Annotated in this window: 15 protein-coding genes; 7 read left to right on the top strand and 8 right to left on the bottom strand. The window is 56.3% G+C overall.

Annotated features, from left to right (window positions below; translation table 11 throughout):
* Positions 1 to 365 precede the first annotated feature (365 nt).
* Positions 366 to 1220: a phosphatase PAP2 family protein gene (locus DXY10_RS13310; protein ID WP_115019940.1), complete on the top strand. Its 855-nt coding sequence runs from the start codon at positions 366 to 368 to the stop codon at positions 1218 to 1220.
* A 228-nt stretch (positions 1221 to 1448) separates the two neighbouring features.
* Here the strand turns inward: DXY10_RS13310 and DXY10_RS13315 are convergent, their stop codons facing one another.
* The 3 genes from DXY10_RS13315 to DXY10_RS13325 form a co-directional block, all read right to left on the bottom strand.
* Positions 1449 to 1751: a DUF1330 domain-containing protein gene (locus tag DXY10_RS13315; protein ID WP_115019941.1), complete on the bottom strand. Its 303-nt coding sequence runs from the start codon at positions 1749 to 1751 to the stop codon at positions 1449 to 1451.
* A 249-nt stretch (positions 1752 to 2000) separates the two neighbouring features.
* Complete coding sequence (locus DXY10_RS13320; protein WP_115019942.1) at positions 2001 to 2468, bottom strand: cupin domain-containing protein; 468 nt, start codon at positions 2466 to 2468, stop codon at positions 2001 to 2003.
* 359 nt (positions 2469 to 2827) lie between these two features.
* A complete protein-coding gene (locus DXY10_RS13325) occupies positions 2828 to 3724 on the bottom strand; it encodes a phycobilisome rod-core linker polypeptide (protein ID WP_115019943.1) in 897 nt (298 codons plus the stop codon).
* A gap of 555 nt (positions 3725 to 4279) precedes the next feature.
* Between DXY10_RS13325 and DXY10_RS13330 the strand changes: the two genes are divergently transcribed.
* A complete protein-coding gene (locus DXY10_RS13330) occupies positions 4280 to 4489 on the top strand; it encodes a hypothetical protein (RefSeq protein ID WP_115019963.1) in 210 nt (69 codons plus the stop codon).
* Between the two features lie 52 nt (positions 4490 to 4541).
* Here DXY10_RS13330 and DXY10_RS13335 read toward each other — a convergent pair whose 3' ends face one another.
* The 4 genes from DXY10_RS13335 to DXY10_RS13360 form a co-directional block, all read right to left on the bottom strand.
* Positions 4542 to 4814, bottom strand: coding sequence for a DUF1651 domain-containing protein (locus DXY10_RS13335; protein ID WP_115019944.1), 273 nt, complete (start codon positions 4812 to 4814; stop codon positions 4542 to 4544).
* Between the two features lie 656 nt (positions 4815 to 5470).
* Positions 5471 to 5689 (bottom strand): hypothetical protein, encoded by a 219-nt coding sequence (locus DXY10_RS13345; RefSeq protein WP_115019946.1) that lies wholly within the window; start codon positions 5687 to 5689, stop codon positions 5471 to 5473.
* 369 nt (positions 5690 to 6058) lie between these two features.
* The gene (locus tag DXY10_RS13355; protein ID WP_115019948.1) at positions 6059 to 7735 is read right to left on the bottom strand and encodes a SulP family inorganic anion transporter; all 1677 of its coding nucleotides are present in this window, start codon (positions 7733 to 7735) and stop codon (positions 6059 to 6061) included.
* 82 nt (positions 7736 to 7817) lie between these two features.
* Positions 7818 to 8237: a hypothetical protein gene (locus DXY10_RS13360; protein ID WP_244282345.1), complete on the bottom strand. Its 420-nt coding sequence runs from the start codon at positions 8235 to 8237 to the stop codon at positions 7818 to 7820.
* Positions 8238 to 8404: 167 nt separating this feature from the next.
* On the opposite strand from DXY10_RS13360, the gene DXY10_RS13365 reads away from it, so the two are divergent.
* From DXY10_RS13365 to DXY10_RS13385, 5 genes are read left to right on the top strand one after another with little or no spacing between them, the layout of a single operon-like run.
* The gene (locus DXY10_RS13365) at positions 8405 to 9421 is read left to right on the top strand and encodes a DnaJ C-terminal domain-containing protein (RefSeq protein WP_115019949.1); all 1017 of its coding nucleotides are present in this window, start codon (positions 8405 to 8407) and stop codon (positions 9419 to 9421) included.
* Positions 9422 to 9460: 39 nt separating this feature from the next.
* The gene (hemB, locus tag DXY10_RS13370; protein ID WP_115019950.1) at positions 9461 to 10462 is read left to right on the top strand and encodes a porphobilinogen synthase; all 1002 of its coding nucleotides are present in this window, start codon (positions 9461 to 9463) and stop codon (positions 10460 to 10462) included.
* A gap of 39 nt (positions 10463 to 10501) precedes the next feature.
* Positions 10502 to 10744: a hypothetical protein gene (locus DXY10_RS13375; protein ID WP_115019951.1), complete on the top strand. Its 243-nt coding sequence runs from the start codon at positions 10502 to 10504 to the stop codon at positions 10742 to 10744.
* A gap of 45 nt (positions 10745 to 10789) precedes the next feature.
* Positions 10790 to 11191, top strand: a complete 402-nt coding sequence (locus tag DXY10_RS13380) for a VOC family protein (protein ID WP_115019965.1) — start codon at positions 10790 to 10792, stop codon at positions 11189 to 11191.
* A complete protein-coding gene (locus DXY10_RS13385) occupies positions 11191 to 13605 on the top strand; it encodes an endonuclease MutS2 (RefSeq protein ID WP_115019952.1) in 2415 nt (804 codons plus the stop codon). Before DXY10_RS13380 ends, DXY10_RS13385 begins: the two co-directional genes overlap by 1 nt.
* Here the strand turns inward: DXY10_RS13385 and DXY10_RS13390 are convergent.
* A complete protein-coding gene (locus DXY10_RS13390) occupies positions 13602 to 14831 on the bottom strand; it encodes an ABC transporter ATP-binding protein (RefSeq protein WP_115019966.1) in 1230 nt (409 codons plus the stop codon). The two genes, DXY10_RS13385 and DXY10_RS13390, sit on opposite strands and share 4 nt — an antisense overlap.
* Positions 14832 to 14867: the final 36 nt, after the last annotated feature.

A 14867-nucleotide genomic window follows, 5' to 3' on the forward strand; every position in this document is an offset into this window, starting at 1 on the left:
ATTCCCTTCTCCTGACCAGATGAGCTTCTTGCCTGAGAGGCCGCTCGCGCAGGAGCCTCTAAGTATTAATACTTGTCCTTGGCTTGGCGTCGTTGGCTCTCTTGCCCCGTGCCGTTGACTTGCTCGGGTCAGTGTGCAACGTAATCCTTTCGCTGGTGGGGCATTTGTCGTGTCTGGGGTCTACAGAGGCTGGCTTGATTGCTCTTGAGCCACCGAGCCTTTGTTGCATTCTTCTCTGTTGCGGTATGGCTTCAAAGCTTCATTGCTCTGTTCTCGAAATCTGGTGAAAAGATTCAAATGTGATCGGTATGCTTTTCAAGCGTCTCTCTTGTCTTTATTCCTAAGGAGGGAGACTCTCTTTTCTCATGCCATTCAGCACAGCAAAATTCCTTGGCCTTGGGCTGTCCATAATTGCCATCAGTTATCCCTCCACCGTCTTTGCTGGTGATCAGAAGAGCAGTGAATGTCTGACCGCATCCGCCCAGGTACCTGAACTTCAACATGGATTGATCGAGGGGTATCTTGTGCAGTCCGATTTCCCTGACAGTCTGGAGTTGTTGCCACAACCTCCGAGCCTTGGACAGGCTGATCATGCTCTGGATACATCTATCTCGCGAAGAAGCTTCAGTCTGCCTGGAACGCCGCGCTGGACTCTTGCAGCCAGTGATGCCAACCTAAGGTTCCCCGATGCGGCTGGCACCTTTTCCTGTGCAATCGGTGTTCCCATTAGCGAGTCTGACACTCCTAGGCTTTACCAACTCCTCAGGCGCAGTCTCACCGATGCTGGTTTGTCGACTTACAAGGCCAAAAATAATTACAATCGGCGTAGACCATTCCTTGTGAATCAGAAGCCGATTTGTTCCCCAGAAGATACGATCGAGCTCACTTCAGATCCCTCCTATCCCTCTGGACATACTGCTGTTGGATGGGCTTGGGCATTGATTTTGAGTGAAATGGTACCCGACCGTAGCAATCAAATTCTGGCCCGAGGATTGGCCTATGGTGAGAGTCGCCATCTCTGCAATGTTCATTGGTACAGTGATGTAATCAATGGTCGAGTGATGGGAGCAGCGACGGTAACTGTTCTGCATAACAATGCTGAGTTTCGTGCCGACTTTGCAGCCGCAAAAGCAGAAGTTGCCAATGCCCGTGCCAGGAATCTAGTACCGAGCCGTGATTGTAACGTCGAGGCTTTAGCGCTTGATCAGGATACTCACTGAGAAGCTGTCTGAGCGAAGCAAATTGGCTTAGTAATGTTCAAGTATTGACAGCAGTGCATTACACCCTCCTTCGAATCAGAGGCTAAGCGTAGGCTGGAAAGTAGAAAAAGAAACCAGAGAGAAGGAGCAGGCCTCTCCTTCTCTCTACTCCCCATTGGCTCACCTCAAAAGCTGCATCTCTTGAGATGTTCTTATCGATGCGACTGCATTCAATCTTTAGTACTGATTTTAATGGATGGCATGGTCGCCTTCCTCAAGGATCGACAGAGAGATGTCGCAATGACCCTGGCGCAGTTTGATCATCTCCTGGTATTGATTTGATTCATAAGCAGCTTGTGCTTGAGCCACATTCTCAAACTCGATAATCAACGTGAAATGGCCTGGATCTCCTTCGCGTACATCAGTATTCAGTTCTCTGCATAAAATTTGTCCCTTGTGAGCTTCCAGAAAAGGTGCGAATGCGGTAAGAAAGTCTGTCATCCCTGCTGGATTGGTGATATTGCCAGCAACGCTCCAATAACCTTTAGCCATTTTTTGAGTGAGAGAACGATTTATTATTGCATGGATTAGCGGATTATCAAAGCAATTCACACCGAGACTCTATGATCATTGAATTGCCTCAACTGTTCTTGTTGATCTTGATTTTCTATTCACCTCCCATGCCTTTCCGGATCGTTCTATTCCTTCCTCGTCAACATCTCCATGGCTCAGCCAAATGGTGTTCTTCGCGACTCCCAGTGGGTCTCTAAATGAATCCAATTGGCCTCGCCATGAGCTGCTCTATTTGACGAAGTTGGTTGTAGGCATTCCTTTGACTCCAGCAACTGTTACCCAAATAATCGTTGTTTCATCGCTTTGATTTTGCACAAAGTGTGGTGTGTCGCCACCCTCGATAAAGGCCTTGCCAGCTTTGAATTCTCGTTGCACCTCTGTACCATCTGGCATTACCTGGGTCACCATCAGGTCTCCGGAGTTTTCGCCTTGGACATAAACCATCATCGGTGCTGGATGGGTATGAAGAGGGATTTTGCTGCCTACAGGTAACTCAACTCGGAATAGGCGCAGTTCTGGTGTTCCTTCTGGGTACTTCAAAGCAACTCCATCAATCGTTTTCGTGTCGCTAAAGACTTTTTGGATAACAGGCTTGCTGGATGTTGTGGTGTCTTGCGTCTTGTTTGACGTACACCCCGCCACCCCCATGACGATCACGGTCGTCGTGCTCAGAGCAGCCAGAAATTTCTGCACCATGATTGGCTTGGTTTTGTGGATTATCTCACCACTTTGACGCTTTCCCCCTGATCTTGCCCATGACTGTGACGCCTGTCACTCAGGCCCCAAGCCTCGTGATGCTCAACAGTCGCTCTTGTCGACAACGACGATTCGCCGTTGATTAAACAGTTCACTTCCCATTGCTCTGCTTGTGATCGCTCAGGGTTTGATTTGATTCGGGTGTCTTGTCTTGATGATCTGCTCCTCACTGCTCATCCCATGTCGGCTGCTGTTGATCGGGTCTTCGTCAATTCGTGTAAGCAAGAAAAAGGGGCTAGTGAAAGACCAGCCCCTTCGTTATTTGTTGCAGGTGTATGTTTCTCGACCCTTTCGCTTCTCTATGAAGTGATTGCAGAGTAGGCCACGGTTAATGTGATTCTTACGATCTCCATCACACCAGCAATGGTGAGGACTGTACCAACTTTAGAAAGGAATTTTGGAGGACGACCACCAGCCCATGCGGCTGAAGTGCCAATAAACTTATAGCTTGCCGAGGCCGGTGATTTGATGGCGTAGTTGGAGGTGCTTGAGAAGGAGTTCTTCAGTTTGCTGTCGTTACCGATCGCTTTGTCTGAGTAGGCAAATCCGAGCACCATCGCGGCTGTTCTATTGAATGATGACTGATAGGAGCCTGCATATGATCTCCATGAATGCATGTATGGAACCGTATGCTTTCCGAATGTTTCTAAGTATTCGGCTGAATCAACCATGGCATCAATGACTGCACCATGGCCTGATTCTGCTTGCAGGCTTATATAGTGTGCAATTTCTGCTTGGTTACGTGGTGTTCGGCCTAATAGATGCTTGAAATCCAGTTCAATCGTTCTCATGGGGTCGCGACCCTCATAGAAATTCTTGGTATAAAACTCACTCTTTGCTAGTCCACGTACGAAGTCCTGGATGCTTATTCTTCCATCGAGAAGCTGAGCTTCGAGAGAACTCTCTCTCTCATAGTCCATCACGTGTGCATTGCCAAAGACCTGTTTGTATGCGGCATTGATCGCATTGGTGCATGCGTTTTGGCTTGAGTCTTTGAGCTGGTCACTGGTGACTTTTCTTCCGCACTCTTCATGGCTCCGAGGCCCTGTCGGTAGCTTTAGATTGGTGCATAGTGTGCTGCGGTACTCAGCTTGTGTGAGTGATGCTCCTGCCGCTTTTGTATTGTCGTACGTTATTGGTTGCTCAGTTGCACGTTCGCCGCCAAACGTCGTGATAATTGAATTCGATGACAGCATTTGATTTGACGGTCGCAAAGAATGGTTGTTACGACAACCTATTCCGAGTCTTTTGTCTTGAGTTGGTCTAAGACTCACTTGTAGGTTTTTTGTAAAAGTCCTTCAAGGAAAATTACATAAGGCCTTGGATTTGTGTTTTTTTGTTCTGTTGCAGGGATTTTTTGGCTCCTCTCTTCTATTCTTCATTCCTTTTATTTTGTATTGACCGGGTTTTCAAGGATTTTTTGTTTATTGCCAGTCATTGGCCCCGGTTTGATGGCCTGGTTTCTGATTCGCCGATGCAGCTACTTTCGTGACCGATTGTTTCTTTCATTATGATTTGAGATCGCATTGTGCTTCCCCAGGTTGGACCGCCGGTAGCTTTGTTGCGGTTGCGATGAAAACCCTCTTCCCGCAGGCTGGCTGAATGCGCCCCGGCATTGTCATGCTGGCTTTCCGCTGATCGTTGTCGCGGCATTTGCCCTTGTCATCGTGTTGCATCTGGTTCAGATTCTGTCTTGCTCTATTGCCTGTCGCCAGGATGGACTTTTGATAGACAACAGTTTTTCAGTTGAGATGTCTTACGAACCAGGCACGACAGAGTGCCGTGTGCTGATCAACAGCAAGGAATCAATTGAAACGATGTTGCTCAATTTGAGCCGTTTAGAGGGCGCGGAGTCGATTCTTCTCCAGCTGCGCCAAGTGCATCAGCAGTTGGAGAAGCTTCATGATCAGCGTCGCATCCAAGTTGACGCCCAGGAAGCCTCTGCGGTTTCACTCTCCTGATTAGCAGATCTCTCTAGGCCTTCCCCCTCCTCTCCTCTTCGGCTGGGTTGGTTCAACGCACAGGGGGGTGACAGCGACGCCATCCGCTTTGGAGCATGGTGTTCCAAGCCTCAATCGCATTGTTCCTGAGCATGCGTCGCTGGCTGTGGGGAACTGGAAGTTGTGGTGGTGCCCACTTAAACGTTCTCAGTGACACCCAGCGGGACTGGACCGTTGGGGTGTCGGGTTTGAACTGAATCAGCAGTTGCTGCGCTTCATGCACCAGCCAGCCTTCCCCACCGTGCTGCTCCGGCTGTCGTTTGGGGTCAGGGCGCAGGAGAGGCATGTGATCAGTCTGGCCGATGATTCCAGGCTTCGTCTTTAATCTCTCCACTGTTCTGGTCTGCATCTATCAGAGCAGTGCCAGCGCACTGCGTTGTCTCTCCCGCTTTGAGGCACCGAAAGGCTTCCCGAAAAGCTGGCCATAACAGCTTCTCCAGCTCTTGTGTATCTGTGCTCGATCAGCGCGATCACTGGCCTGATCGGGGATCCGTAGTGTTTGGCACAGTCGTCATCGTTCATGTCTGGTGTGATAACAGCATCAAATCAGTGGAAATCTGTGGAACTTCTCGTGCTTGCTGCCATTGCCGTTCCCCTCTCAACCCTTGTGATGCAAGCCCTGTCCTCTGAATCAGATGATGAATTTGACTTCCTTTGATTTGCCGGCTGAACGGGTTTCAGACCTTGAAGGCACCCTTGCTTCCCAGCTCAGATCCGAACTTTTTCAACCGCTGCTTGGAGCGGCCTCGTTCCGGTGCTGATCAAAATTGGTCGCTTGGTCGTGATTTCCACTTTGATACCAGCCCGCGAGATGGCCACAATCGCTCTGCTGATCGCAATGGAACCGATCACAAAAGCGAGAGGCCAGCGCAGCATCTCGACGATGACAAGACTTCCATTCATGCCGAACTAGCGCCTGAATGATTGCTAGCACTGCAACAGTCAGTCTGCGGAGTTGTTGTTGTCTTTCCCAAGGCTGAAGGCCGCAATCTTTGCGTCAGCCCAGCGAGCAAAGAAATAAACGGTGATGAACAGTGGGACATACGCCATCCACAGATTGTCTGGGCCCATGCCGCTGTTGTTGATGATGGTCAGCCCCGCGTAACCGACCACGAAATAAATGCCCGCCCGCCTCAGGGCGCCCGCCAGATTTGGATTCATCACTGCCCCTGCACTGATGTCACTTTAGTTCGTTCAGATCTGCTGTTTGTCGCGGTGGATCAATAGAGCGCTGGCGAGTTCGTGCGTTCTGGTGGGGAATGAACTGGCTTGTCACTGATGAGATTGGCTTCGGCATGAGGCGATCAGGACCGGTCATCAGTTGCAATGTTCCAATCAGCGATGTCTGCAGCAGCAAGCAGATGGCGACGTCCATTCGCTGCTGCCAGAGAAGGCACGTCATTGTCGAGACGCATGGCAAATTGATTTCAGCCTGTTTTGATCAGGATCGCTGTACTGCAAATCACCTTGGCTGGCAGATGTGGAGCTGATTGACCCCCTTGGTGATGACGGTTGAGCACTCCATGCAGTTCAGTCAGAGGGGTTCAGCCATCCGTCCGCGATGGTGAGGGCCTCTTGCCGGCTCGAACAGAGTCCGCCGATATCGAACTGTTCAAGCCGATCGCGCACTTTCCCTCGGGCTCCTGCCACCAGCACCCGGCGCTGGTGACTGTGGGCTTCCTCCACGATGCGTTCGATCGCAAGGGTGGCCGTGACGCCTAAATGGGGCACATCCGTGATATCGAGAATCAGCACTTGGTACTGCCGCACGAGCGTCATCCGTTCGCTGATTCCTTTGGCTGCGCCAAAGCTGAGTGGTCCCTGAAGGGCAAACAGCATCACAGCATCACCGCACTGATCCAGTAGGTGCTGTTCATCAGCTGGCAGAGCTTGGCGATCGGTGTTGCCCATGCCAGCCAGCTGGTGCGTGGTCAGCGATTCGATCGTGAGCAGATTGGCAACGAACATCCCGATCAGCACGGCTCCGATCAGGTCCCAGAACACGGTGAGAAGCAGCACGCCCCACATCACCAGGGCTGTTTTGATCGAGAGTCGATGGGCTCTGCGCAGGAACCCCCAGTCGATGATGTCCAGGCCGACCTTGATCAGGATGCCTGAGAGCAGCGCAGTTGGGATGCCCTCTGCCAGTGGCCCTGCTCCCAGCAACAGAACCAGCAGCACGACCGAATGGGTCATGCCTGCTAATGGCGTTTTGCCCCCCGACTTGATATTGATCACGGTGCGCATCGTGGCGCCAGCCCCTGGTAAGCCTCCCATCAGGCCTGCGATGGCGTTGGCAAGCCCTTGACCCACCAGCTCACGGTTAGAGCGGTGGCGGCTCTGGCCGATGTTGTCGGCGACCAGTGAGGTGAGCAGCGAATCGATTGACCCCAGCAGTGCCAGCACCATGCCGGCACGGATCAACAAGGGAAGATGCATCCCCCAGTTGGGGATCACGAACTGCAACCCACCTTCCGGGATGTTGCCGATACGCGGCAGGGTCTCCCATCCCAAGTTCTCTAGTCGTTGATCGTTGAAGAGCAAAAATGACAGCGGCGTAATCAGGATCAAAGCCAGCAAAGGTGCAGGCAGGACACGACTGATCCGTTTGGGAGTGAGAAAGACCACTGCCAGGGTCATCAAGCCCACCGCCAGGGCTGCCGGGTTGGGCCGGAAATCTTGAATGACCATCGTCAGCGAGCTGATCACCCCACCTGACGAGGGCACTCCCAGTAAGGGCCCGATCTGAATTAACAGAATGATGATGCCGATCCCCGACATGAAGCCGGACACCACCGAATAGGGCACCATCGTGATGTAACGGCCCAGCTTGAGCAGGCCGAACAGGATCTGGAAGAGCCCCCCTAAGACCACCGCGGCCATGACCAGTGGCAGCAGCTTGCCGCCGGTCAGTTCGCCTGCAACACCAACGGCCAGCAGGCTGCTCACCACACCAGCCACAGTCACGCTCATCGGACCCGTGGGCCCGCTCACCTGGGCTGGAGTGCCCCCGAACAAGGCGGCCAGAAAACCTGTGACGATGGCCCCATAGAGCCCATAAATTGCACCACCAGGGCCTAGCGCTGCATTGCCGAAAGCCAGGGCCAGCGGCAGTGCAACAACGGCTGCGGTCAATCCCCCGAGTAGGTCACCGCGCCATTGACGCAGATCCCATCCATAGATCAGCTGTTGTCGTCCGATGCCCATGCATTGCTGAGCAAAGATTCATTCTTCTCGGTCTTTCGCAATCTGGCTGCTCACCGTCATTCCTCGATAAGGGCCAGCGTGTTCAAGGCTGTTCGATCCACCCTTGGAGTTCGTTCAGCGACTGCACACCCACTCGGCGTTCTCCAGAAGGATGGATCCAGGTGGGATAGGCGCGGATCTCAGCAGCAATGCAGGCTTTGGCTTGTTCGGGGAGGGTGTCCGGTTTGGCGCATTCAACGTAGGGAAGTCGTTCCTGCCCTCTCTGGCCGAACAGATTGCTCTGGTATTGACAGGCTGGACAACGCCAGGATCCGTAATACTTCACCCCCGCGTCCTTGAGTTGGTCGGCTAAATGGACTTGAGCCGGAGTTGACGCGGTTGGCTTTGGTGGGGAGGGCGTTGCGCTGCTGCCAGGGCTGGCGGACGAGCCTGCCAGCATCAATGCTGTGGCAAGGCTGGCGGATGCCCAGTGACCCATCCGTGCCTTTTTTGCAATGGTCATCACGATCGCTTCGGCTCAGGCGGGATGATGGATAGCTCTAATTCTGTCGAAGCCAGAGCTGGCCTGCTGGATCCAACGTTCGGGCTTCCCTCCATTGCGGTGATTCCATCGCTGAGAAGAAACTGGGACACTGGCTAGAAGCAGGGCCTGCGGGCCGGGGGGAGGCCATGGCTGGCACGGGTTACCGCGACTATTTCAAGGTGCTTGGTGTCGATCGTGGCGCCGATGCCGACACGATTAAACGGGCTTTTCGCAAGCTCGCCCGTCAATATCACCCGGACGTGAATCCAGGGAATGCTTCTGCTGAAGCCAAATTCAAGGAGGTGAGCGAGGCCTATGAGGTGCTCTCCGACCCTGACAAACGTCAGCGTTACGAGCAGTTTGGTCAGTACTGGAATCAGGCTGGCGCAGGGAATGGGGGCGCAGGCAGTGGGGGCGCTGGAGTGGATGTCGATTTTGGCCGCTACGGCAATTTCGACGATTTCATCAATGATTTGCTCGGTCGCTTCGGTGGTCAGGGCGGCGGTCCTAGCGGTTTCAGTGGCGGCTTTCCGGGAGGGTTTGCTGGTGCTTCAGGTTTCCCGGGCGGCGGTTTTGCCGGTGGCGGTTACGGCGGTGGGGGGCGTGCAGCATCTCGGCAACCCGCCAACCTTGATGCGGAAGCCACGGTCAAGGTCTCGTTCTCTGAGGCGTTTCGCGGCGGTGAACGCACCCTCTCTGTGAATGATGAACGCGTTCAGGTGCGGATTCCTGCAGGAGTCAAGAACGGCTCTCGCCTACGGCTGAAGGGCAAGGGAAATCTTCAGCCAGGTACCGGACGCCGTGGCGATCTCTATCTGAATCTTGAGGTGCAGTCTCATGGGGTCTGGCGGCTCGATGCTGATCAGCTGCGCGCCGATTTGCCGGTTGCGATCGATGAACTCGTTCTGGGCGGCACCGTGACCGTGATGACCCCCGATGGCGAAGCCGATGTGACCATTCCGGCTGGTACGCCGCCAGGCCGCAGCCTTCGCTTGAAGGGAAAAGGCTGGCCAGGGCGCACCGGTCGTGGTGATTTGCTGTTGACTCTCAGCCTGCAGTGGCCAGACGCTTGGAGCGAACGTGAGCAGGAGCTGCTGCGCCAGTTGCAGCAGGCGCGCTCCACGGATCCGCGGCGCAGCTGGCTCAAGTCCGCCCGCCTCTAACGCAAGGCCTACGATCGCAATCACAATTCCCTGCCCTGGATGGAGCTCACCTACCGCCCTCGTCGCCTGCGTCGGACCCCTGCTCTGAGGGCCATGGTGCGCGAAAGGCTCCTGCAGCCATCCGACTTCATCTACCCGCTATTCGTGCATGAGGGTACGGAGATCGAGCCGATCGGAGCCATGCCTGGTGCCTTCCGATGGAGTCTGGATCAGCTCACCGGCGAGGTGAAGCGGGCCTGGGATCTCGGCATCCGCTGTGTGGTGCTGTTCCCCAAGGTGTCGGAGAGTCTCAAGACGGAGGATGGCGCTGAGTGTTTTAACGAAAACGGCCTCATCCCAACCGCCATTCGTCAGCTCAAAAGAGATCTGCCCGATATGGCGATCATGACCGATGTGGCCCTTGACCCCTATTCCTGTGATGGCCATGACGGCATCGTCAGCGAGGACGGGGTGGTGCTCAATGACGAGACCATTGAGTTGCTCTGTCGTCAGGCGGTGATGCAGGCGGAGGCTGGTGCCGATTTGATTGGCCCGAGCGACATGATGGACGGACGCGTTGGTGCCATTCGAGAAGCCCTCGATGACGCTGGATTTGAGCATGTGGGGATCATCAGCTACACCGCTAAATATTCCTCTGCCTATTACGGCCCTTTCCGTGAGGCCCTCGACTCCGCTCCACGAGCTGCTGGCAGCAAGCCGATCCCCACAAACAAGGACACCTATCAGATGGATCCGGCCAATGCCCGTGAGGCCATTACCGAGGCCCAGTTAGATGAACAGGAAGGGGCTGACATCATGATGGTGAAGCCAGGATTGGCCTATCTCGACATCATTCACCGTTTGCGTGAGGAGTCTGAATTGCCGATTGCCGCTTACAACGTCAGTGGTGAATACTCCATGGTGAAGGCTGCCGCAGAGCGTGGTTGGATCGATGAACGTGCCGTTGTTCTGGAGACCTTGCTCAGCTTCAAGCGGGCCGGTGCAGATTTGATACTCACTTATCACGCCTGTGATGCTGCGGGTTGGTTGCGGCAGTCCTGATGATTTGCGGCTAACGAAAGGAGGCACCACCCTGCCTCCATGGCCGCCGCTCGCCCCCTCCGCTTTTGGAGCCCTCTGCCCTTTGTGGCCTCGGCGATTGCCTTCGTGATCGCAGCTCACCTGTTGCTGGAGGGTGATCGTCGCGATCGGCCTTCTGCTCTCAACTTGATCGGTAGCGGCCTGATCTGTTTCTCGATCGGATGTGTCTGCCGCACATCCTGGGGGATCTCCTTCGCTCACGATCCCGTTCCTGCTCCCGCAGCCCTTGAGCCTCGCCAGTAGGTTCAAACAACGTTGTTTTCTCCGCTTCCAGTCGGTCTCTCCAACATGGTTCCCGTCCATCGTCTTGGTCATGTCGCCATTCGCGTTGAAGACATGGACCGTGCCGTCGGCTTCTACACAGGTCTCGGCATGCGAATGGTGTGGAAGGCCAACGACTGGTGCTATCTCGAAGCCGGTGATGGCCGCGATGGTCTGGCCTTGCTGGGACCGAACTACAAGGCGGCTGGCCCCCATTTCGCCTTCCATTTCCACGATCGAGCCGATGTGGATCGGGTTCATCAGCAGCTGCGAGAGCATGGCGTCAAGGTGGGCGCTGTGCATGATCACCGCGATGGCACTGCCTCGTTTTATTTGCGCGATCCCGAGGGAAACTGGCTGGAAATGCTTTACGAGCCACCCGGAGGGATTCCCTCCAATCAGCTGGAGGCGGCGGTTCTTCAGCCCTAATGCCGCCCCTTCATCACGTTGCCTCGTCGCATCACAGTCCCGTGCTTCAGCAAACGCTGGAGTTGCTGGAGTGGCCCAGGTTGTGTTCCCATCTGGCCTCCTTCACTAGCACCCTGCCTGGACGTAGGGCTGCGGAAGTTACCGCCCTGCCGGAGCACCTCGAGATCAGTCGCCAGTGGCTGGCCCGCTCGATTGAGCTCGCCGGACTGAATGGAGTCACCGAAGGGGGGCTCAGTTTTCAGGGGGTGCACGATCTGGAGGCTGTGCTGCTGCGCTGTAGCAAGGGTGGTACCGCCCATGGTGAGGAGCTGTTGGCGGTCGCCGACACCCTGGCCGCGGCTCGCCGCCTTCGGCGTCAGGTTGATGACCCCGAGCTGCGCCCGCTCTGCACGGCATTGTTTAGTGCTGTGGCCACCATGCCTGAGCTGGAACAACGGCTCAAATTCTCTTTGGAGGAGGGCGGCCGTGTGGCTGATCGAGCCAGCCCTGTGTTGGCTGGGCTGCGTCAGCAATGGCAGCTCCTGAGACAACAGCGACGTGATCGGCTGCAGGAGACGCTCCGGCGTTGGTCGGCCCAGCTTCAGGACACTGTGGTGTCGGAGCGTCATGGTCGACCTGTTCTGGCGGTGAAGGCCGGTGCCATCGCTCACTGCAAAGGCATGGTGCATGACAGCTCTGCTTCTGGGAACACCGTGTTTGTGGAGCCTCAGGCGGTGATCGAGCTCGGCAACCGTTTGGCGGACCAGGAGGGGCGCATTCGGGAGGAGGAGCAGCGCTTGCTTGCGGAGCTGAGTGCGGCGGTTGCGGCTCAGCATGAGCCGCTGATCCGGCTCGGGGAGGTGTTGCTGGTTTTGGATCTCAGCTTGGCTAGGGCTCTCTACGGCCAGTGGATCGGAGGGGTCCCACCACGCCTTGAGGCCGACCCCCAGACTCCCTTCGTCTTCGATCAGCTCCGTCATCCACTGCTGGTGTGGTTGGAGAAGCGCGAACAGGGAGCACCGGTTGTTCCGATCAGCATCTCGGTCTCCCCTGAGCTGCGGGTGGTGGCGATCACGGGGCCTAACACTGGTGGTAAGACCGTGACGCTGAAAAGTGTCGGCTTGGCGGCTCTGATGGCGCGGGCAGGGCTTTGGCTGCCGTGCAGCGGCAGTCCATCATTGCCCTGGTGTGCTCAGGTGCTGGCCGATATCGGCGATGAGCAATCGCTGCAGCAGAGCCTTTCCACCTTCAGTGGTCATGTGAAGCGGATTGGCTGCATCCTGGAGGCGCTGGACAACGGCCCGGCACCTGCCCTGGTGTTGCTCGATGAGGTTGGGGCCGGAACGGATCCCAGTGAAGGGACAGCCTTGGCGACGGCCTTGCTGAGAGCGCTTGCCGATCGGGCCAGGCTCACAATCGCCACCACGCACTTCGGTGAGCTGAAGGCCCTCAAGTACAGCGACGATCGGTTCGAGAACGCCTCCGTTGCCTTCGATGCCGAAACCCTGTCCCCGACCTATCAATTGCTCTGGGGGATTCCTGGTCGCAGCAACGCTCTCGCCATTGCCTCCCGTCTCGGACTCGATCACCAGGTCATCGATCAGGCGCGCAGTTTGCTCAGCCCCCAAGCCGACGGCGATGTGAATGTTGTGATCCGTGGCCTTGAGGAGCAGCGTCAGCGTCAGCAAGCAGCGGCTGAAGATGCCGCGGTGCTCTTGGCTCGTACGGAGCTGCTGCATGAAGAGTTGCTCGGCCGTTGGGAGCGTCAGCGTCAGCAGTCGACGCAACAGCAAGAGCAAGGGCGCCAGCGCCTTGAAACCTCGATTCGAGATGGCCAGAAGGAGGTGCGTCGACTGATCCGTCGGCTTCGCGATCAGAATGCTGATGGTGAAACGGCGCGTCAGGCAGGCCAGCGCTTACGACGGCTCGAATCGGATCATCGGCCTGCGCCCCAACGCAGGCATCACCCAGACTGGAGCCCAAAGGTGGGGGATCGCATTCGTTTGTTGGCTCTCGGCAAAGCGGCTGAGGTGTTGGCGATTTCTGATGATGGTCTGCAGCTGACTGTGCGTTGCGGTGTGATGCGCAGCACTGTGGAGTTGGCGGCGGTGGAGAGCTTGGATGGCCGTCAACCCACACCGCCACCGGCCACTGTGCAGGTCAAAGCCAGAGGGATAGGAACGCGGGGTGCAGAGGTGCGCACCTCACGCAACACCTTGGATGTGCGAGGGATGCGGGTGCATGAAGCTGAAGCGGCTGTCGAGGAGTTGCTCCGCGGTGCCAATGGACCTCTCTGGGTGATCCATGGCATTGGCACCGGCAAACTCAAGCGCGGTTTGCGCCAATGGCTCGACACGGTGCCCTATGTGGAGCGAGTCATCGATGCAGAGAAGGGTGATGGTGGCCCTGGCTGCAGTGTGATCTGGCCTCGCTAGAGGGGTGGGAGTGCTGGTTCTGGTCCGCGGCTGGGAGGTGGTTCCGGCAAGGAGATCGCTTCGCCATCCGCATCGAACAGACGCCATCCCTGTGGGTCTGCCGCGAGGTGTATGCGGCAGCCGGGGTTCAGGCTCAGGCTTGGTTCGGCGCGAACCTGAACGAGATGATCGCCATCGAGTAGACGGCAGGTGACGAGTTGCTCGTTGCCCAGCACTTCACTGTGGCTGACCTCTGCCGGCAGGTTGCGGTTGGTGGCAGGTGCCACTTGCAGATGCTCGGGGCGGATGCCGGCGGTCAGGGTTTTGCCTTCGAGGCTGGGGAGGGCTGCCGCGATCGGCCCTTCAGGTGTGAGACGTTTGTCGCCAAGAATCAGTGTGGAGCCTGCTCCCACTTGCACCGGCAGAACATTCATCGGGGGACTGCCGATGAATTGAGCCACAAAGAGGTTGGAGGGCCAGCGGTAGAGCTCCATGGGCGTGCCGAGTTGTTGCAATCGGCCCTGATTCAGAACGGCGATGCGATGTCCCATCGTCATGGCCTCCACCTGATCGTGGGTGACATAAAGCGTGGTCGTTCCCAGCTGCCGTTGCAGGCCAACGATCCGGGCCCGCGTGCTGGCACGCAATTTGGCATCCAGGTTGCTGAGTGGTTCATCCATCAGAAACACCGCCGGTTGGCGTGCCATTGCTCGTCCGAGAGCAACACGTTGTTTTTGGCCACCGGACAGCTCCTTCGGTCGGCGGTCTAAGAGATGGTCCAGCTCAAGGGCTGTTGCCACGTCGTTGACGCGCCTTTCGATTTTGCTCTCGCGCTGCGAGGGGATGCGCAATGGCTGGGGTAGGCCACGGGTGCGGCGATGCAGCTGATCCTGCAGCTGCTGAAGATTGGTGCGAGCTCTGCTGCGCCTCAGGCCGAAACTGAGGTTGTCGCGCACGCTGAGGTGGGGATAGAGCGCGTAGCTCTGAAACACCATCGCCACATCCCTCTGGGCCGGCCTGAGGCCGGTGATCGGACGATCTCCAATACGGATCTCTCCGTCTGTCGGAGAGTCAAGGCCAGCAAGCAGTCTCAACAGGGTGCTTTTGCCGCAGCCTGAAGGCCCCACCAAGACCAGGAACTCTCCATCCTCAATGGTGAGATCCAACTGCCGGATGACTTCCACGGGTTGGTTTTCACCACGGCCGGGATAGGTTTTGCTCAGCCCCTCAAAGCGAACGCCTGCCACTGCTGAGATCCAGGATGCCGCGATCTTAGGGTTGAT

The sequence above is a fragment of the Synechococcus sp. UW140 genome (assembly GCF_900474295.1).
GTDB lineage: Bacteria > Cyanobacteriota > Cyanobacteriia > PCC-6307 > Cyanobiaceae > Synechococcus_C.

Bases quoted from the DNA above. Each gene is read 5' to 3' on its own strand.
- DXY10_RS13310 (WP_115019940.1), top strand. From the start codon at position 366: ATGCCATTCAGCACAGCAAAATTCCTTGGCCTTGGGCTGTCCATAATT.
- DXY10_RS13315 (WP_115019941.1), bottom strand. From the start codon at position 1,751: ATGGCTAAAGGTTATTGGAGCGTTGCTGGCAATATCACCAATCCAGCA.
- DXY10_RS13320 (WP_115019942.1), bottom strand. From the start codon at position 2,468: ATGGTGCAGAAATTTCTGGCTGCTCTGAGCACGACGACCGTGATCGTC.
- DXY10_RS13325 (WP_115019943.1), bottom strand. From the start codon at position 3,724: ATGCTGTCATCGAATTCAATTATCACGACGTTTGGCGGCGAACGTGCA.
- DXY10_RS13330 (WP_115019963.1), top strand. From the start codon at position 4,280: ATGTCTTACGAACCAGGCACGACAGAGTGCCGTGTGCTGATCAACAGC.
- DXY10_RS13335 (WP_115019944.1), bottom strand. From the start codon at position 4,814: ATGCCTCTCCTGCGCCCTGACCCCAAACGACAGCCGGAGCAGCACGGT.
- DXY10_RS13345 (WP_115019946.1), bottom strand. From the start codon at position 5,689: ATGAATCCAAATCTGGCGGGCGCCCTGAGGCGGGCGGGCATTTATTTC.
- DXY10_RS13355 (WP_115019948.1), bottom strand. From the start codon at position 7,735: ATGGGCATCGGACGACAACAGCTGATCTATGGATGGGATCTGCGTCAA.
- DXY10_RS13360 (WP_244282345.1), bottom strand. From the start codon at position 8,237: ATGACCATTGCAAAAAAGGCACGGATGGGTCACTGGGCATCCGCCAGC.
- DXY10_RS13365 (WP_115019949.1), top strand. From the start codon at position 8,405: ATGGCTGGCACGGGTTACCGCGACTATTTCAAGGTGCTTGGTGTCGAT.
- hemB (WP_115019950.1), top strand. From the start codon at position 9,461: ATGGAGCTCACCTACCGCCCTCGTCGCCTGCGTCGGACCCCTGCTCTG.
- DXY10_RS13375 (WP_115019951.1), top strand. From the start codon at position 10,502: ATGGCCGCCGCTCGCCCCCTCCGCTTTTGGAGCCCTCTGCCCTTTGTG.
- DXY10_RS13380 (WP_115019965.1), top strand. From the start codon at position 10,790: ATGGTTCCCGTCCATCGTCTTGGTCATGTCGCCATTCGCGTTGAAGAC.
- DXY10_RS13385 (WP_115019952.1), top strand. From the start codon at position 11,191: ATGCCGCCCCTTCATCACGTTGCCTCGTCGCATCACAGTCCCGTGCTT.